General features: G+C 48.0%; 13 protein-coding genes. 10 read left to right on the top strand and 3 right to left on the bottom strand.

Annotation, left to right across the window (positions count from 1 at the left end):
• The first annotated feature begins 102 nt into the window (after positions 1-102).
• The 7 genes from ACXAD4_RS13855 to purF all read left to right on the top strand — a co-directional run bounded on the left by ACXAD4_RS13855 (position 103) and on the right by purF (position 10,693).
• Complete coding sequence (locus ACXAD4_RS13855) at positions 103-4,308, top strand: FimV/HubP family polar landmark protein (protein ID WP_475242193.1); 4,206 nt, start codon at positions 103-105, stop codon at positions 4,306-4,308.
• 243 nt (positions 4,309-4,551) lie between these two features.
• Positions 4,552-5,337, top strand: coding sequence for a tRNA pseudouridine(38-40) synthase TruA (truA, locus tag ACXAD4_RS13850; RefSeq protein ID WP_475242191.1), 786 nt, complete (start codon positions 4,552-4,554; stop codon positions 5,335-5,337).
• Positions 5,338-5,516: 179 nt separating this feature from the next.
• Complete coding sequence (gene accD / locus ACXAD4_RS13845; RefSeq protein WP_475242189.1) at positions 5,517-6,449, top strand: acetyl-CoA carboxylase, carboxyltransferase subunit beta; 933 nt, start codon at positions 5,517-5,519, stop codon at positions 6,447-6,449.
• Positions 6,450-6,607: 158 nt separating this feature from the next.
• The gene (folC, locus tag ACXAD4_RS13840) at positions 6,608-7,882 is read left to right on the top strand and encodes a bifunctional tetrahydrofolate synthase/dihydrofolate synthase (RefSeq protein ID WP_475242792.1); all 1,275 of its coding nucleotides are present in this window, start codon (positions 6,608-6,610) and stop codon (positions 7,880-7,882) included.
• Between the two features lie 2 nt (positions 7,883-7,884).
• Positions 7,885-8,472 (top strand): SPOR domain-containing protein, encoded by a 588-nt coding sequence (locus tag ACXAD4_RS13835; RefSeq protein WP_475242187.1) that lies wholly within the window; start codon positions 7,885-7,887, stop codon positions 8,470-8,472.
• Between the two features lie 64 nt (positions 8,473-8,536).
• A complete protein-coding gene (gene cvpA / locus ACXAD4_RS13830) occupies positions 8,537-9,028 on the top strand; it encodes a colicin V production protein (protein ID WP_475242790.1) in 492 nt (163 codons plus the stop codon).
• Between the two features lie 147 nt (positions 9,029-9,175).
• Entirely contained in the window at positions 9,176-10,693 is a 1,518-nt protein-coding gene (gene purF / locus ACXAD4_RS13825; protein WP_475242185.1) for an amidophosphoribosyltransferase, read from the top strand.
• Positions 10,694-10,840: 147 nt separating this feature from the next.
• Here the strand turns inward: purF and ACXAD4_RS13820 are convergent, their stop codons facing one another.
• A complete protein-coding gene (locus ACXAD4_RS13820) occupies positions 10,841-11,440 on the bottom strand; it encodes a Yip1 family protein (protein WP_475242184.1) in 600 nt (199 codons plus the stop codon).
• Positions 11,441-11,958: 518 nt separating this feature from the next.
• Positions 11,959-12,834: a LysR family transcriptional regulator gene (locus ACXAD4_RS13815; protein WP_475242182.1), complete on the bottom strand. Its 876-nt coding sequence runs from the start codon at positions 12,832-12,834 to the stop codon at positions 11,959-11,961.
• A 338-nt stretch (positions 12,835-13,172) separates the two neighbouring features.
• Between ACXAD4_RS13815 and ACXAD4_RS13810 the strand changes: the two genes are divergently transcribed.
• Positions 13,173-14,216, top strand: a complete 1,044-nt coding sequence (locus ACXAD4_RS13810; RefSeq protein WP_475242788.1) for a response regulator — start codon at positions 13,173-13,175, stop codon at positions 14,214-14,216.
• Positions 14,217-14,286: 70 nt separating this feature from the next.
• On the opposite strand, the gene ACXAD4_RS13805 is transcribed toward ACXAD4_RS13810, so the two are convergent.
• Positions 14,287-15,675: a peptide MFS transporter gene (locus ACXAD4_RS13805; protein ID WP_475242180.1), complete on the bottom strand. Its 1,389-nt coding sequence runs from the start codon at positions 15,673-15,675 to the stop codon at positions 14,287-14,289.
• A 416-nt stretch (positions 15,676-16,091) separates the two neighbouring features.
• On the opposite strand from ACXAD4_RS13805, the gene rfaH reads away from it, so the two are divergent.
• Both rfaH and galU read left to right on the top strand, forming a co-directional pair.
• The gene (gene rfaH, locus ACXAD4_RS13800) at positions 16,092-16,589 is read left to right on the top strand and encodes a transcription/translation regulatory transformer protein RfaH (protein WP_475242178.1); all 498 of its coding nucleotides are present in this window, start codon (positions 16,092-16,094) and stop codon (positions 16,587-16,589) included.
• A gap of 78 nt (positions 16,590-16,667) precedes the next feature.
• Positions 16,668-17,579 carry a UTP--glucose-1-phosphate uridylyltransferase GalU gene (gene galU, locus ACXAD4_RS13795; RefSeq protein WP_475242177.1) on the top strand — a complete coding sequence of 304 codons (912 nt, stop codon included), beginning with the start codon at positions 16,668-16,670 and terminating at the stop codon, positions 17,577-17,579.
• The last annotated feature ends 22 nt before the right edge of the window (positions 17,580-17,601 follow it).

Raw genomic sequence — 17,601 nt, 5'->3', positions numbered from 1 at the left:
GCCGAAGATAAATATTCTTGTATGATACAACGTCTGTATGTGTGCACATGATGTGCCCTATTCATTCGTAGCTATTTTTCCTGCCAAAGAGGATGACAGGCAGTGTCTGACCTTTCGACGATGATAAAACGCATTTTTCTGCCGGTAATTTTTTCCACCGCTGTAATTTCTTCCTCGGCCCATGCCAATACCATACGTATTACAGGGCCAACTCAAGGTGTACAGCCTGCCACTACCTCATTACCGGATAGCACCGCGGCGTCGGGACAGCCGTCTGCCAATGTTTTCCGTTATGGCCCGACGACAAACGCCGAGACCTTGTGGTCTATTGCAACGCGTTATCGTCCAAGTAACCAAGTGTCCATCTATCAGGTTATTGGCGCGATTTTCCGTCAGAACCCGCAGGCCTTTGAGAATAGTAATATTCATGGCTTGATCCCAGGCAGCATGCTGGCTATTCCAACAGAGGCGCAAATGCGTCGGGAAAGTATTGATGTTGTTAAGCAGCGCTTGGAAGCTGATCAAAGTTCACCAGCGCGTAGTTCAACACGAACCGCTTCTGCGCCATCAGCACCAAAGCCTCAACCTGCAGTTCAGGCACCAGAGCCAACACCTAAAGTCGCTGAAGCACCTAAAGCCCAAGCTCCTAAACAACAGCCACCTAAACAACAGGCTCCGACACAACAGCCTCCGACAGTAGTCGCGACGCCACAGGAAAAACCAGAACCTGTGGTTGAAACAGTGGTTAAGTCAGCAGAGCAAACATCGAGCACGGCAGCTTCACAGACAACCGCTCCAGATGCACCTGAAGCATTGATTCCACCGAAGCCAACAGTGCTTCAGGCTCAATTGGATGCTTCTGATGAGCAGATGACCAAGCTGCTTGAGAGTAATCATCTGTTGCGTGTTCGTCTTGCTGAGATGCAGCATGAAGTGTCAGCTTTGAAACAGCAGATTAGCGATGATGAAGTGCTGCGTGAACAAATCAAAGGTTTTATCGATCAGCAGCGAGCACTACAGACACAAGTTGTTGAACCCGAACCAACCCTGTTTGACCGCATGATTGCCAATCCGCTGATGTTGGCTGCGCTGGCTTTGATCCCGGGAGCATTGATTGCTGGTGCGCTGGCTTACTTCCTGCTTGGTCGTAAGCGTGAAGCGGAAGATGACGTGAAGTCACTGGATGCACCGCAAAACCAAGACGAAGCGGCAATGATGCCACCGCCACCGCCGGTTCCTACTGATGACGAAGATGTTCCTAGTTTGACATTGGGTGACGATGATGAACTTGACGATCTCTTCGGTGATGACGATTCATTGTTTGATGATCCGGAAAGCAGCTTGTTTGGCCAGGATTCCCCATTGGAATCAAAGCAAGGTGACGATAGCAACGGCTTTGACCTCGGCGGTAATCTGGGTGCAAGCAGTATCTCGGTAAATAGTGATGATGACGCTATTGGTCTTGAGGATATGGAGCGGGCACTGGATGAAATGGACAAGAAGCCAGAGCCAAACTCAGATGAAGAGCTAGCGGCAATGTGGGAGCAATCCCTGCAAGCTGATGAAGATGATGAAGATAGCTTCGATCTGTCCTATGACGGTGATGAGCTCGATCTTGATGCATCCTTGGACCCAGCAGCGAAGGATGATCAAATTGTTGATCAGGCTATGCTCGATGACTTGTTCTCTTCAGCGGCAGATGACGCTTTGGAAGATCAGCCACTGGATACACAAGATTCACAGCCTGAGCAGATGGTCGACCAAGATGAACTGGATGCACTGTTTGATAGTGTTGGTTCCGATGATAACGCGGCTCGGCCAGAAACAAAGCAAGAGGCTGCTGAGCAAGCAGCGGTAGATCAAGCATTAGCTGATATTGATATGATGGCTTCGCCTGAGAGTGATGGTGACTTTGCAGCCATATTTGATGAAGCGGTGGGTAGTTTTGATGAAGAGGTCGAAAGAGCTGCAGCTCAGACGCCAGAGAATTCAACGGCCCTACTTGATGAACTGCTTGATGATGAAGACAGCTTAACGTCTGATATTGAGGTGGAAGAAGACAGTACGGCGTTGCTTGATGAACTGTTGGACGAGCCAGAAACTGACGGGCTGTTGGCCAACAACGATATTGAGATCGATGAGAACAGTACTGAGTTGCTGGATGAATTGCTGGCTGACACTGATGATGATCTTGAAAGCGTTGAACCAGAAGCGGCAGTATCTGTTGATGATATCACCATTGCAGAGAACAGCACGGAGTTGCTTGATGACATCTTAGAGCAGCATTCTCCTGTTGACTCTCCAGCTGACTCCTCGTTCGAAGTGACGGCTGAAGAGTCGATTGAGAACTTAGCTTCTGAAGCTACGACAGCTTTAGATGAATCCAGCGCGTTTGCTGATAATGAAGCCGAACACAATGCGCTGGAAGAAAACAGAACAGATACTGTACGCCAAGAAGACCAGTTAGCTGAACAAAGCGAGTTGTCATCAAAGCCCGATGCAGCTGATGACGGCCTGAAGTTTGATAGCCAAGTTGAGACTGCTGTATTAGAACAGCCGGCAGTCGCCCCTGAAGAGCCCCAACCTGAGATTGATGAAATCGAACAGCTTCTTGCTTCGGCAGATGCCGATGCGCTTGATGCCGAGGGGTTGAACGACAGTGCTGAAATTGAAGCTATCGGCCAGACAGTAGAGCAGCTATTAGAAAGCCTGGGCGATGAAGATCTGGGAACGGATCAGAATGGCCTCGAAGAAAAGGCGGGCATCTCAGAAGCAGTCGATACTCAAGAAACAATCTTAGACGAGCCAGCTTTCGACTTTGCTCGTGATGCTGAGAGCATACAGCCTTCAGAGAACGCGCAACTAGATTCTGAGCAGTTTGCACCGGATAGTGAAGTACTTGAACAATCAAGTGTGGAAGTGCCGGAGCAACACTTTGAGGCTGCCGACGAGTTTCCGGTCTTTGATGAGGAAACACTGCTTGCAGAGCTTGAAATGGAACCTGAGCTTGAGACAGAGCCTGTTCAGACTCAAGATGATAGCGCTCCTCTTACATTGGATGATTTGCCTGAGTTCGACGAGGAAGCGGCATTCAACGATCCAGATATTGAGCCACAGGTAGAGCAAGAACAGGCGCTAAATGATGACGATGAGCAGGCCATGCTCGATAACATCGTTCGTCAACTGCAGCAAGCAGCAGAGGCTGCCGAAAAGCCTCAAGCCCAACCGGAAACCGTTGCTGAATCATTGCCAGAGAACCAAGAACAAGAGGCTCAGTCAGCGAATCCGTATTCGTTGCATGGCCGCCCTGATATTGAGTTTGAAACGCTGGATCCGGCAAGCCTACCTGAGTTCAGTGAAGATGATGCCTTGCAGGCTTCGTTCGATGAGCAGCATGAGCTTGAACAATATGAAATGGAGCAGGGCAGTAAGCCACAATTTGCTGCTTCAGAGCAAGCTGCCGTTTCAGAACAACTTGAAACACAGTCACAGCAGCATATAAGCCCTGAACCAACCCCTGCACAGCAACCGGTGCCGGCGCAAGATAGCAGCCCTAGTCCTGAAGTGTCTAAGCCTGAAATGCCTATGACTGACGAGTTTGTGGATTCGGCGGGGCTGGATATGGATGCTCTGTTGAGTGATCCTGAGCTTCAGGCTGACTGGGAACGAGAGCAGTTGGTTGGCCATTCTGAAGAGATCACGACTGATTCATCTGCAGAAGAAGTGCTGTCAGAGGAAGAGCAAGAGATCTGGTCGACGAATAACCCAGAACCTGAACTTGAAGGGGAAGATTGGGGCCAGCAGCCTGAGATGAATATCGAGGATGTGCCAGCCTATGATGAAGACGATCTATTGGATGAAGAGAGCGCTGTTTCTGAACTGCTGCCAGAGACAACAGCGAATGTTGAAAGCAATGATCTTCAGCCAGCGATGGACGAAGCAGCTAGCGAATTGCTGCAAGAGACTGAAGCTGAAGCGCCTGATAATAGGCCGTCATCGGAAGCGTCGTACATCAGCATTGATGAGCTCATGAAAGATTTTGATGGTGAGTCACTGGATAGTGAACTGGATGAAACGCCACTCAACCTGGATGTCGGTTTGGATGAGTTCCCTGATGTACTGGCTGATATCGGTAGTTTGGATATTGACAGCCAGGGCGAGTTTGCCAGCAAGTTGGATTTGGCCAAAGCCTATCTGGAAATGAACGACAGCGAAGGCGCCCGTGGCCTGCTGGAGCAGGTTGCCCAAGGCGGCGATGCCCAACTGCAGCAAGAAGCGAAAAGTTTGCTGGAGAAGTTGAGAAGATAAGAAGAGAAGAACGGATCCTCGAACCTAGATCCTCGAAATAACAAAGGCTTATAGCTTTAGTTGATATAGTTACCTAGGTTCTAGAGTCTAGGAACTGGCTTCTGATTATCTAGGAACTCGCATCCAGGATCTAGGTTCTACAGAGCCCCAAAAAAGCGGAAGCACATGCTTCCGCTTTTTTTGATATACTCCCTCCCTTATTTTGAAAATCGGCCTTTGGCCGCCAGCAAGACGAAGAAAATTATGCGAATAGCTTTAGGTATTGAGTACGACGGTGCGAAATACTACGGTTGGCAACGCCAGCGTGACGTAGACAGTGTCCAGGAACGTTTGGAAAAGGCGTTGAGCAAGATTGCCAATAAGCCCATTGAAGTGCAGTGTGCGGGAAGAACCGACGCTGGGGTTCATGGTACTGGGCAGGTCGTACACTTTGATGTTGACGTTGACCGTAAGATGGTTGCGTGGAGCATGGGTGTAAATGCCCACTTACCTAAAGATATCGCTGTTCGCTGGGCTAAGAGAGTGGATGATGAGTTCCATGCTCGTTTTACGGCAACGGCACGCCGTTATCGCTATATCATCTACAATCATGCATACCGTCCTGCCATTTTGGCCAAAGGGGTGAGCCACTATCATGGTGAGCTTGATGAAAAAGCGATGCATGAAGCGGGACAGTACCTACTGGGTGAGAATGACTTCACATCCTTCCGCGCTGTGTATTGTCAATCCCGCAGCCCTTGGCGTAACCTAATGCACTTGAACGTGTCGCGTCAGGGTAATTTTGTGATCATTGATATCAAGGCCAATGCCTTTGTCCATCACATGGTTCGCAATATTACAGGAAGCCTGATCAAAGTCGGCCGAGGTGAAGAAAAGCCGGAATGGATCCATTGGTTGCTGGAACAAAAAGATAGAACTCTGGCTGGGGCAACGGCAAAAGCCGAAGGTTTGTACTTGGTTGAAGTGGATTACCCAGAAGAACACGAGCTACCGAAAGTGCCGGTTGGTCCGCTGTTCTTGCCGGATTAATCTGTTAGCTAACGGTCAGATTTGTCTCGGGCTAACTCGTAGTACCAGTTTTTTATCTACAGTTAGACGAGTTTGTGCTTTAATTCCACCTCGGTAAATTAACGAATTTGTAATTCTCTGCTGCAAAGACTTGTGTTAAGACCCTAAGGGCAGGGAAATAAAAAGATAAAAGGTCATTCATGAGCTGGCTGGAAAAGATCCTTACAAAAAGCAACATTGTTTCTTCTCGCAAAGCGTCTATCCCTGAAGGGGTGTGGACCAAATGTACTTCTTGCGAACAAGTGCTTTATCACGCCGATCTAGAACGTAACTTGGAAGTTTGCCCTAAATGTGATCATCACATGCGCATGAAGGCACGCCGTCGCTTGGAAACCTTCCTGGACGAAGAAGGACAGGTTGAAATTGCTGCAGAGCTTGAGCCGAAAGATAAGCTGAAGTTCCGTGACTCCAAGAAATACAAAGATCGTCTATCGTCAGCACAGAAAACAAGTGGCGAGAAAGATGCATTGGTTGTGAAGAAAGGAACCTTGCTGGGCCAGCCATTGGTTGCCTGTGCATTTGAGTTCTCTTTCATGGGCGGCTCGATGGGCTCTGTTGTCGGCGCCAAGTTCGTACAGGCTGTTGACGAAGCTATTGCTAACAACTGTGGCTTGGTGTGTTTTTCAGCCAGTGGTGGTGCCCGTATGCAGGAAGCGCTAATGTCGCTGATGCAGATGGCAAAAACCAGTGCCGCGCTTGAGCGTCTGTCTGACAAAGGCCTGCCATTTATCTCGGTACTAACAGATCCGACTATGGGTGGTGTATCGGCAAGCCTGGCGATGCTGGGCGATATCAACATCGGTGAGCCAAAAGCCCTTATCGGCTTTGCAGGTCAGCGTGTTATCGAACAAACCGTACGCGAGAAGCTTCCAGAAGGCTTCCAGCGTAGTGAATTCCTGCTTGAGCACGGTGCAATTGATATGATTGTCGACCGTCGTGAAATGCGCCAGCGCATCGGTGGCTTGGTTGCCAAGCTAACCCAAATTGACTCTCCAATGGTTGTGCCTGTTGAAAAGCCGGCGAAAGCAGCTGAAGAGAAAACTGAAGAGCAGAGCGAGCAGACTGAAGATTAAGCTCGTAATGCTTTAAAAGTTAACAGGAAACGGGGCTTAGGCCCCGTTTTGTTTTTTGCAAAAGCCCCCTCGATATCAATAATCAAGACATTGCTGTTTGGTCTTGCTGCGTTCAGTGGTAAATTAAGGCTCATATTGTTGTAACGAAATGAAATATGATGTCCGGATTGACAGCACCTCAAGCAAACTCTCCTTTGGCCTCTTGGCTGACTTATCTTGAACACCTCCACACCAGTGCCATTGACCTAGGTCTTGATCGGGTACAGGCGGTAGCCCAGAAGGCAGAATTAACCAAGCCAGCCCCATGCGTGATCACTGTTGCGGGTACCAACGGCAAAGGCTCAACCTGTGCCATGATGGAAGCGATTTTGCTTAAGGCTGGCTACCGTGTTGGGGTATATAGCTCTCCTCACCTGGTTCGTTATAACGAGCGTGTTCGCATTAACGGAGTCGAATTGGCAGACGCGGCACACAGCGAAGCCTTTGCGGTTATTGAACAGCAGCGCGGTGATACCAGCCTAAGCCTGTTTGAGTTCGGGACGCTGGCGGCGCTCCAGTTATTCAAGTCTCGCCAGGTTGATGTCGTTTTATTGGAAGTAGGGCTGGGTGGCCGGCTCGATGCTACCAATATCGTTGACCATGACGTGTCGGTGATCACTAGCCTTGCGGTAGACCATGTTGACTGGCTGGGTGATGACATCAATGTCATTGGCTACGAAAAAGCCGGAATCTTCCGTAGCGGCAAGCCAGCCGTGTGTGGCCAGCCGAACCCGCCAGCGACGGTACCTGCCCATGCTGATGATATCGGTGCCAAGATGTATCAGGTTGGTTACCAGTTCGAGTATAGTGTCGAAGCCGATCACTGGCGCTGGCAGAGCGGTGCTTTCACCTTGGAACAATTGCCGCTTCCATCATTGCCGTTGCCAAATGCCGCAACAGCATTAATGGCATTGGCCGTTGCCGAGCTTAATATCACTGATGAAAATGTGATTGAAGGCTTGGCAGATGCCAGCCTTCCAGGGCGAATGCAAAAAGTCTCTGAGCAACCGCTGGTTATCATGGATGTGGCTCATAACCCACACTCAGCACAGTATTTTGCCCAGCAGCTAGCGGGCATGAAACATAAACTCGGCAAGAAAAAGCTCCATGCCGTGGTGGCAATGCTTCACGACAAGGACATTGCTGCTACCATTGCTGAGATGACGGAAGTGGTTGATTACTGGTACCCAGCCTCGCTAACAGGCCCACGAGCGGCGAGCGCCGAGGAGATTTTGGCCCATCTTCCTTCTGGAGCAGAGACCTACCAGACCCCAGAAGCGGCTTATGACAAAGCGCTGACACAGGCGGAAGCTGACGATATGGTAATTGTATTTGGCTCCTTTTACACTGTGGGTCAGGTAACCAGTCACATTGAAGCAAAGAATCAGGAGTAACTGTGGCAAGTAAATTTCAGAGCCGGTTGGTCGGTACGATCATTTTGGTGGCGATTGGGGTGATTTTTCTTCCCGATTTGTTCGATGGCAAAAAGCAGCATTATCAGGAGCAATTTGCCAGTATTCCGCTGCAGCCTGAAACCACCGATGAAATCGAATATGAAACGATCCCTGCTCCGGAGTTTGCAGAGGTGGATTTACCCCCAGAGCCGGTAACGGTTGTTATTGATGAGCCGCAGCAAGATGCGCAGGTTGAAGTTACGGCAGAGGCTATCGAGGCGGCCAATCAGCCGCTCAAGGTTGAGCCTCAGCCTGTGACCGAGCCGAAAGTGGGTAACCAAGACAGTGCGTGGGTGGTTCAACTGGGGGTTTTCCGCAATTTTGATAACGCCAACCAGCTGGTTGAGCGTCTTCGTAAAGCGGGTTATCAAGCGCATGTTTTTCCAAAGCAGCCACAGCAAGGCGATTTGGCCAGGGTTGTTGTCGGCCCTGATGTGTCGAAGCAAAAGCTGTCGGGCGACATCAAAAAATTGGAAGAATTGACCGGATTGAAGGGCCGATTGGTCAGATTTAATCCACTTAACCCTTAGGTAAACGTTTGCGTTCTCATTTTTTCTGTTAGAATACGCACCAACAATACGAATACAACAAATGATGATCTGGATTGATTACGTAATTTTAGGCGTAATTGGCTTCTCGGCTCTAGTGAGTTTGATCCGAGGTTTTGTCAAGGAAGCGCTCTCTTTAGTGATATGGTTTGCAGCTTTTTTCGTCGCAAGTAATTTTTATAATCAGCTGGCGGCTTACTTCACTAATATTCAGGATGAGATGCTTCGAAATGGTAGTGCGATCGCTGCCTTGTTCATTGCCACGCTGATAGTCGGCGCGGTAGTAAACTATGTTATAGGACAACTGGTACAGAAAACCGGCCTGTCGGGTACAGACCGGGTACTAGGCATTGTGTTCGGAGGGGTACGCGGCGTGTTGATTGTCGCGGCAGTACTGTTCTTCATGGACGCCTTTACAGGCTTTGCGGATTCGGACTGGTGGCAAGAGTCCCAGTTGATCCCTCAGTTTGGCGTGGTGATTGAATGGTTCTTCACATACCTCAAAGACACATCAAGCTTTTTGCCGGGCGCGCTATAGCGAACGGTGTTGGATGAGACCCAAGGTAACTTGGGGTATCAGGTTCAGTAGTAATTTACTGATACCTAATGGAAAAGCTATCAGCGGGTATTTGGTAAAGCCAGATACCCGCTGAATTTCAAATTAAGCGTGACGAGGATTTAGGACATGTGTGGTATTGTCGGAATCGTGGGTTCAACCCCGGTTAACCAGTCTATTTATGATGCTTTGACCGTGCTGCAGCACCGCGGCCAAGATGCGGCTGGTATTGTTACCTTAGAAAGCAATCGTTTTCGTCTGCGTAAAGCGAACGGTTTGGTTCGCGATGTGTTCGAAGCCAAACACATGCAACGTTTGCAGGGTAACGTAGGGATTGGCCATGTGCGCTATCCGACTGCTGGTAGCTCAAGCGCGTCTGAAGCTCAGCCTTTCTATGTGAACTCTCCATACGGTATTTCACTGGCTCACAACGGTAACCTGACTAACGCGGGTGAAATTAAAGAGCAGCTGTTCGAAAAAGCACGTCGTCACGTAAATACTACCTCTGATTCAGAAATCCTTCTGAACGTATTGGCTAACCAGCTGGAAAATGCCAAGACTTATCCAATCACACCAGAAGAAATCTTTGATGCTGTGCGCGAAGTGCACCGCATGGTTAAAGGTGCTTACGCTGTGGTTTCTATGGTTATCGGCCACGGTATGATTGCTTTTCGCGACCCGCACGGAATTCGCCCTCTGTGCCTAGGTAAGCGTGAAGTTGAAGGTCAGGTTGAGTACATGGTGGCCTCTGAGTCGGTAGCTCTGGATGCTGTTGGTTTTGATTTCATGCGTGATGTGGCACCGGGTGAAGCGGTATATGTGACCTTTGATGGCCAACTATTCACCCAGCAGTGTGCTGACAACCCAACTCTGAACCCTTGTGTGTTTGAGTTTGTTTACTTTGCCCGTCCTGACTCGTTTATCGATAAAGTGTCGGTGTACGGTGCGCGTGTAAGCATGGGCCAGAAGCTGGGTGAGAAGATCAAGCGAGACTGGGCTGATCTGGATATCGATGTGGTTATCCCTATCCCTGAGACATCTTGTGACAGTGCACTGGAAATTGCCCGTACTCTGGATAAGCCATACCGTCAGGGCTTTGTGAAAAACCGCTACGTTGGACGTACTTTCATCATGCCGGGTCAGCAAATGCGCCGTAAATCAGTACGTCGTAAGTTGAACGCTATCCGCTCTGAGTTTAAAGACAAGAGTGTATTGCTGGTGGACGATTCTATCGTTCGTGGCACCACTTCAGAGCAGATCATCGAAATGGCCCGTGAAGCCGGTGCTCGCAAAGTTTACCTGGCATCTGCTGCGCCAGAGGTTCGTTTCCCGAACGTATACGGTATTGATATGCCAACGGCTAACGAGCTGATTGCCCACGGCCGCGAAGTTGATGAAATCTGTAAGATGATCGGTGCTGATGGTCTGATCTTCCAGGATCTACAAGATCTGGTTGATGCTGTTGCTGAAGGCAACCCGGATATCCAGCAGTTCGAAACGTCAGTATTCAGCGGTTCATACGTGACTGGTGATATTGATCAGCGCTACTTGGACTACTTGGAATCGCTACGCAGTGAAGATGCGAAAGTGAAACGTGAAATCCAGCAGGATCTGGCTAACCTCGAGTTGCATAACGAAGGGGTGTAGGGAAAAAGGGCGTGAGCTTCTAGATCCTAGTTCCTGGGAAGAGCGTTAGAAGCGAGAACCAGACCTTCGAATAATAAAAAAAAGCGAGAGTTGAATAACTCTCGCTTTTTTATTCTATCTAGGTTCTAGGTTCTATCAACCTGCTCCTTAATGGCTAAACTGCGGCCCAATCCCCAGATTCCACAAAATCACTGATCCCGCAATGATAGATACCAGCAACACAAGCCCACAGGTAACGATAGAGCTGGCGTAGATAAACCCTCGCTCTTCGGGAATGTGCATCAAAATTGGCACGCCTGTATAAAGCAGGTATACCGAATAGGCGATACCGATCAGCCCGGCAATCATTAAGAACCAGACTTGAGGATAGATAGCTGCAATACTGACCATAAATAGTGGTGTGGCCGTGTAAGCTGCCAGCTCAAGGGCCTGAGTATATGTCGGTGTTGAACCAAAGGTATGGCTCATCCAATAAGTTAGGTAGGCGAGGGCGAATACCCCAGCAATTAAGGCAAAGTACATCGCCACCGACATCGCCAGCGCACTGCCTTGGGTAAGGTAGATAGGTGCGCCGACGCCGATTCGCCAGCCGATAAATACGCTCGAGATAAAGGCAAAGATAGGTGGAAGCAAAGCAACCAGTAGAATGTGGCTCAAACTGCTTTGTATCCCTTCATGTTCCTTGTCAATCGCCCGCCACTCTTGCTTGGGGTGAGTATATAAACCGAATAAGTGTCCCAGAATCATAATGCTTCCTCATTGAGTCGTGCTTATTTTCATCCGTTATCGAAGAACACTTACTAAGCGAAAGTGGAACTTGTGGTGCTCTTCTTGCTAAATGCTTTTTTTGCAAATATTGCTCTTCTTGCAAAAAAGGACTGCTTGTGGCTGCCTACCAATAAACACAAAGTAAGGAAGGCTTTTCGTGCCAGTACTATTAACGTTTAGTCGGGGTTGAAAAAGTTCGCAAGGAGCTAAAAGCGGTTTTTAACAGCGGTCCTTAGGTCCTATGGTCCTATGGGGTGAAAAGCGGAGCTATGGAAAAGGTACGCCCTATGGGCCAAAGAGCGGTTTTACGGCTCAGTAAGGGATGCTGGAAGTGCTATTTAATTTTTGAATTTTGGTTGACCATAAAATTTTATTAAGGGGCTTCCTGTAGAACCACAGAACCACAGAACCACAGAACCACAGAACCACAGAACCACAGCTTAATTAGAAAAAAAGCGCTACCTGAGGCAGCGCTCTGTTGTGAGAGTGAGCGACTGTTAAAGTTTAAAATACTCGCTGGCAAATTCGATGAACAAGCGCAGTTTTTCTGGCTGGTAGTCGCGATGGTTATACATCAGGTAAACATCACGCTGGTTAGAAGACCAGTTTTCGAGGATTTGCACCAGCTCACCGGAAGAAATGTATTTCTCCAGCATAACATCAGGCATTAGCGTAATGCCCAAACCGGCCATACAGGCTTTGCGAACCACATTGAGTTCGTTGGCTTCATAGCGGCCGCGATCCGACACTGTGACTGTCTCACCGTCACTGTTTGTCAGGCGCCAGCGAAGAAGAGGCTTACCTTTCAGTAGCGGGTGCTGATGTAAGTCCTGGGCATGTTTTGGTTCGCTGTTGCTTTTAAGATAATCTGGACTCGCAACCAAAATATCTTTTACGGCATTGATCTTTCGAGCAATTAAAGTGGAATCACGCTGAGGACCAACACGGAAAATCACGTCCCAGTCGGTCGGGTCGAGAATTTCCGGGTCATTGCTCATCATCAGTTGGATGTTGATTGCCGGGTGCTCTTTCATGAAGGCATTGAGTAGCGGCTGCAACATCACCTTGGTCAGGTTCGATGGTGCGGCAATTTTCAACTTACCGGCAGCCCCTTTACACTCTTCGCTAACATGCTCGGCGGTGTCTACCAGGCTTTGTAGCAGAGGGCTGCATTCATCGTAAAATTTTTGTCCGGCTTCTGTCAGTGATAGCTTCCTTGCATGACGGTTTAGTAGTCGGATATTCAAACACTCTTCTAGCGCCTGAATACGACGGGTCAGGGTGGCCACGGGCACCTGGGTCTTACGAGACGTTGCTGTGTAACTACCGTTTTCCACAACCATGCGGAATAAATTCAAATCGTCAAGCTTCATAACTGTACAACACTGAAAACTTATAATGGGGAATTGTATAACAAAATATGTAAAAAGATGACGCTTTCAAGACAACTTTTGCTGTAAATCAAGATATGGCGTGTTTTTCTTTTTGTAGTAAATCTTAGTAATTGAAAAATTTAAATTTTGATGCTGTTAACAATTTTCAATATTTTCGTCATCGAAACAATGAATCCCCTGACGATCAGCGGATTTCGACCTATGCTTTTGATAGGTTAGTCGAGCCTGTGGTTTGAGGTGTTATGAGTACGCATTCACAGCCAGGTGGCACAGGGGGTGCCAAGCACCATTATCATTCTTCAGTCAGGGAGCAGGCTTTGCTTGAAGATAAAGACGTCCTTATCGTCGAAGATGATCCAGTATTTAGAACGATGCTAACTGGCTTTCTTACTAGCCAGGGTTGTCGAGTGCGTGAAGCTGAAAATGGGCTAGAGGGGTTGAAGGCATTACGTGAGGGCATGCCTGATATCTTATTGTGTGATTTGGCCATGCCGGTACTTACCGGTATGGAGTTCGTGGAAGAGGTGTCTTTACAGTACCCAATGGTGCCGATCATTGTCATTTCGGGTACGGGTAACATGTCTGATGTGGCAGCAGCACTGCGCCATGGCGTGAAGGATTTTCTGATCAAACCGCTCGATAATATTATGGTTCTCAAATCTGCCATTATGTCAGTGCTCAAATCAGAAGATTCCGTCACAGAGAATCATGGTTTTTCTAGCCAATGGGTCAACATTGATGAAGAGACAGTAGTTGATGAAGAGCTGGAATGGCATATTGAAGAGCTCAAGGCTAACCCACGTGCCGCTCGTGAATTGTTGTTAGGGCTCATGCCTGAAACCCAGTCTTCACTGGGTGATTGGCAGCTTAATTATTGTGTCCTGCAAGCTACTGATGTCCAGCCGGTATTACTCGATTATACCTGGCTGATTGATGGTAGGTTGGCCTTTTATTTGGTCGATTCGGCTACTGGTGGCGACAACGGCACAGCAACCACTTTGCTTATCCGTGCATTTTTCAATGATTATCTCCGCACCCGGATGGGAGATCAAAACACCATATCTGGCCTGATCAAGTTAATTGAGAAAGGTATGCGCCATTCTGGCTATGCTTCTCCGATCAAGGCGATATTCGGAATCTTCGATGTGACCGACAGAACCTTGAATATCGCTTCTGCAGGGCTTTCTGCCAGGCTGCAAACCAGTGATGGCGAGCAGGTAGTCAAAGCCCAACCTTGGCTCGGTAACCAAGCCAGTAACAATGAGAGCATTAGCCTCAAGTTTGCCGAATCAGGGGGACGTTTATCATTGAGCGAAATGGGATCGGCCAGCTTCAGTTTGACCTTCAAAAGAAAAAACTAGTTGTAAGATAACAAAACGGAGAGCCGAAGCTCTCCGTTGTCATTTTTGCATATAACCTATTATGTTCAGCTTATGCTTGTACTGGTTGTGGCTCAGCGTCTTCTTCTACCACTTTACCTTCAGCGCCGTGCATCCAGCGGATCAGTTGGTTAGAGCATAGAAGCAACAGTACACCAGAAACAGTTGCTGCAATTGCGATACCGCTGAAGATAGCCATTGGGCCAGCTTCACCTACGTGGGCACCAATGATACCTGCAACGTAGTTTGCGATAGCGTTGAAGCCAAACCAGGCTCCCATCATCAATGAAGCAAGACGAAGCGGTGCTAGCTTGGTGACCATTGATAGGCCGATTGGCGATAGGCAAAGTTCACCAAGTGTATGGAAGAAGTACGCACCAACTAGCCAGAACATTGAGGTCTTCACTGTTAGATCGCCACCTTGCTGCATAACGGCACCCATCATGCACACAAAGCCAGCTGCTAGGAAGAAAAGACCCATCGCAAATTTGACTGGAGAGCTTGGCTCTTTAGAACCCATTTTCACCCAGATAGACGCAATAAGTGGCGCTAGGGTGATAACGAAGAATGGGTTTAGAGACTGGAACCAAGCTGCAGGTACTTCGAAGCTACCGATCATACGGTCTGTGTATTGCTGCGAGAAGATGTTCATCAGGCCACCGGCTTGCTCGAAGCCAGCCCAGAAGATAACCACGAACAGACCCATGATCATGATAACTTTCAGGCGATCTTTCTCTTGCTTGGTCAGTGGCTCTTGTTTACCGGATTTGTTCATGGCCGCAGCACGTTTTGCTGCTGGCTCTTTACCGATATCACCTAGTAGGCGCTCGGCAAAAATCAGTTGGGTCACTAGGCTGATCAACATACCGATACCGGCAGTCAGGAAACCGGCTTTCCAGCCGTAGGCTGCAGACGCGGTACCTGCAATAATACCTGCAAGTAGTGAACCAAGATTGATACCCATATAGAAGATAGTGAAAGCACCGTCGCGGCGGTTATCACCTTCTTGGTACAGATCGCCCACCATGGTTGAAATGTTCGGCTTGAACATACCATTACCAATGATCAGCAAGCCTAGGCCGAGGTAAAAGGCTGTCACAGAATGTGGGTCGACCATGCTGTTTGGTAGGGCAAGGGTGAATTGGCCAAGGGCCATCAAGATACCACCAATAATGATAGAGCGGCGCTGGCCTAGGAAGTTATCGGCAATCCATCCACCGATAAGTGGGGTGATATACACCAGACCGGTATAGATACCGTAAAGGTTAAGGGCATCTTGGGTTGACCAACCAAGACCACCGTTAATAGTTTTGTCGGTGAGGTAAAGCACCAGAATGGCACGCATCGCATAGTAAGAAAAACGTTCCCACAGTTCGGTTCCAAACAGTAAGAACAAACCTTTAGGATGGCCTAACAACGTGCCACTATTCAGATTGCTCATAATTATTCTCTAAATTTAATTGGTTTTGTGTTTGCTAATGTCGTCCCTGTTATAAATGACAAATTATTAAACTGCAAATCGTTACAAATAAAAAACAAAACAAAAACAATGCAACATGTTGATTGCTAAGCATTTGTTTGCTATTTGCTCAAAATTGAAATTTCAGATTTCCGAGAAGTGGGTTAAATTAAATATTATAAAACTTAGCTAAAATGGCTTTTTGTTTTGAATTTAAAGTTAATTTCAAAATTATGTATCGCTAAAGGTTTTCGTTAATGATTGTTACATTTTTGGCTTGTTATGCAGTTAATGCAGAAATGCATAACGAAATTGAGCGTAAGGGAGCAAAACATTGTCGCAGGGTGAAGCTTAGGTATAATTACTTAAAGCTAGAGGATTAACTGACTGAGATTGCTATGAAAGATTGGTACCTACTATATTGTAAGCGCAGTGAGCAGGAGCGCGCGGTGATCAATCTTGATCGTCAAGGGGTTGAGTGTTACTACCCTCAGGTGACGGTGGAGAAAATAGTGCGAGGAAAACGAGTGACCGCATTCGAGCCGCTATTTCCGAGCTATATGTTTGTCTACTTTGATCCCGAAGCAATTAGCTATACCACGGTCCGCTCTACTCGTGGGGTGGCAGATTTTATCCGCCAAGGTGCGAGGCCACAGATTGTCAATCCGGATCTCATCTATAGCCTGATGATCAACGAAGATTCCGAAGAGCAGCAGGCCAAATTATCCGATCTCCCTCAGCCGGGTGAAACCCTAAAACTCACCCAAGGCCAGTTCAAAGGTATAGAGGCCATCTACCAAGAGCCTGATGGCGAAAAACGTTCATTTATGCTGATTAATTTGCTTGGTAAACCGGTTAAGGTCAGTGTCCAAAATGAAGATCTGGTGAAAAAATAACCCACTCTTATATCATTGTTGGATTCGTCCGCAATGACTTTGTTATAGTGGTTTGAATAATTTTAAATGGAAATAACTATGTCTACATCTTCCCCTGTACGTAAGGCGGTGATCCCTGTCGCTGGCTTGGGTACACGTATGCTTCCTGCAACTAAAGCTATCCCAAAAGAAATGCTACCTATTGTCGACAAACCACTGATTCAATATGTGGTTAATGAATGTGTTGCAGCCGGCATTAAAGAAATTGTGTTGGTAACACATTCTTCAAAGAACTCGATTGAAAACCATTTCGATACCTCTTTTGAGCTGGAGGCAACGCTGGAAAAGCGTGTAAAACGCCAGCTTTTGGAAGAGGTGCAAAAGATTTGCCCACCAGATGTCACTATCATGCACGTACGACAGGGTCAGGCGAAAGGACTAGGCCATGCCGTATTGTGTGCTCATCCTCTAGTTGGTGATGAGCCTTTTGCTGTGGTTCTGCCGGATGTCATTCTGGACGATGCTGCCAGTGATTTGCGCCGTGAAAACATGGCGGCAATGGTAAACGCATTCAATGATACCCAGATCAGCCAAGTAATGGTTGAGCCAGTCCCAATGTCTGAGGTATCCAGTTACGGCGTAGCGGATATCAATGGGGCAGAGCTTAAACCAGGAGAGACGGCTGCTATGACCAAAGTGGTAGAGAAGCCTGCTCTTGAAGATGCGCCTTCGAATTTGGCGATTGTTGGTCGTTATGTTCTACCTGCTGAAATTTGGTCTCTGCTAGCGCGCACGCCAGTGGGTGCCGGTGATGAGATTCAGCTGACAGATGCGATCGATATGCTGATGGAAGATCAGCAAGTTAATGCCTTCCACATGTCAGGTAAGAGTCACGATTGCGGTAGCAAGCTAGGTTACATGCAGGCATTCGTTGAATACGGCATGCGCCATGAGTCTTTGGGTGAAGATTTCAAAGCGTTCTTGAAGGAACGACTTGGGGCTAAAGGCTAGGGGCCACAGGCTTAAGGAAAGA

The sequence above is a fragment of the Photobacterium sp. AWH4_225 genome (assembly GCF_056158405.1).
This window is presented reverse-complemented; position numbering and strand designations above follow the sequence as displayed.

Bases quoted from the DNA above. Each gene is read 5' to 3' on its own strand.
- truA (WP_475242191.1), top strand. From the start codon at position 4,552: ATGCGAATAGCTTTAGGTATTGAGTACGACGGTGCGAAATACTACGGT.
- accD (WP_475242189.1), top strand. From the start codon at position 5,517: ATGAGCTGGCTGGAAAAGATCCTTACAAAAAGCAACATTGTTTCTTCT.
- folC (WP_475242792.1), top strand. From the start codon at position 6,608: ATGTCCGGATTGACAGCACCTCAAGCAAACTCTCCTTTGGCCTCTTGG.
- cvpA (WP_475242790.1), top strand. From the start codon at position 8,537: ATGATCTGGATTGATTACGTAATTTTAGGCGTAATTGGCTTCTCGGCT.
- purF (WP_475242185.1), top strand. From the start codon at position 9,176: ATGTGTGGTATTGTCGGAATCGTGGGTTCAACCCCGGTTAACCAGTCT.
- ACXAD4_RS13820 (WP_475242184.1), bottom strand. From the start codon at position 11,440: ATGATTCTGGGACACTTATTCGGTTTATATACTCACCCCAAGCAAGAG.
- ACXAD4_RS13815 (WP_475242182.1), bottom strand. From the start codon at position 12,834: ATGAAGCTTGACGATTTGAATTTATTCCGCATGGTTGTGGAAAACGGT.
- ACXAD4_RS13805 (WP_475242180.1), bottom strand. From the start codon at position 15,675: ATGAGCAATCTGAATAGTGGCACGTTGTTAGGCCATCCTAAAGGTTTG.
- rfaH (WP_475242178.1), top strand. From the start codon at position 16,092: ATGAAAGATTGGTACCTACTATATTGTAAGCGCAGTGAGCAGGAGCGC.
- galU (WP_475242177.1), top strand. From the start codon at position 16,668: ATGTCTACATCTTCCCCTGTACGTAAGGCGGTGATCCCTGTCGCTGGC.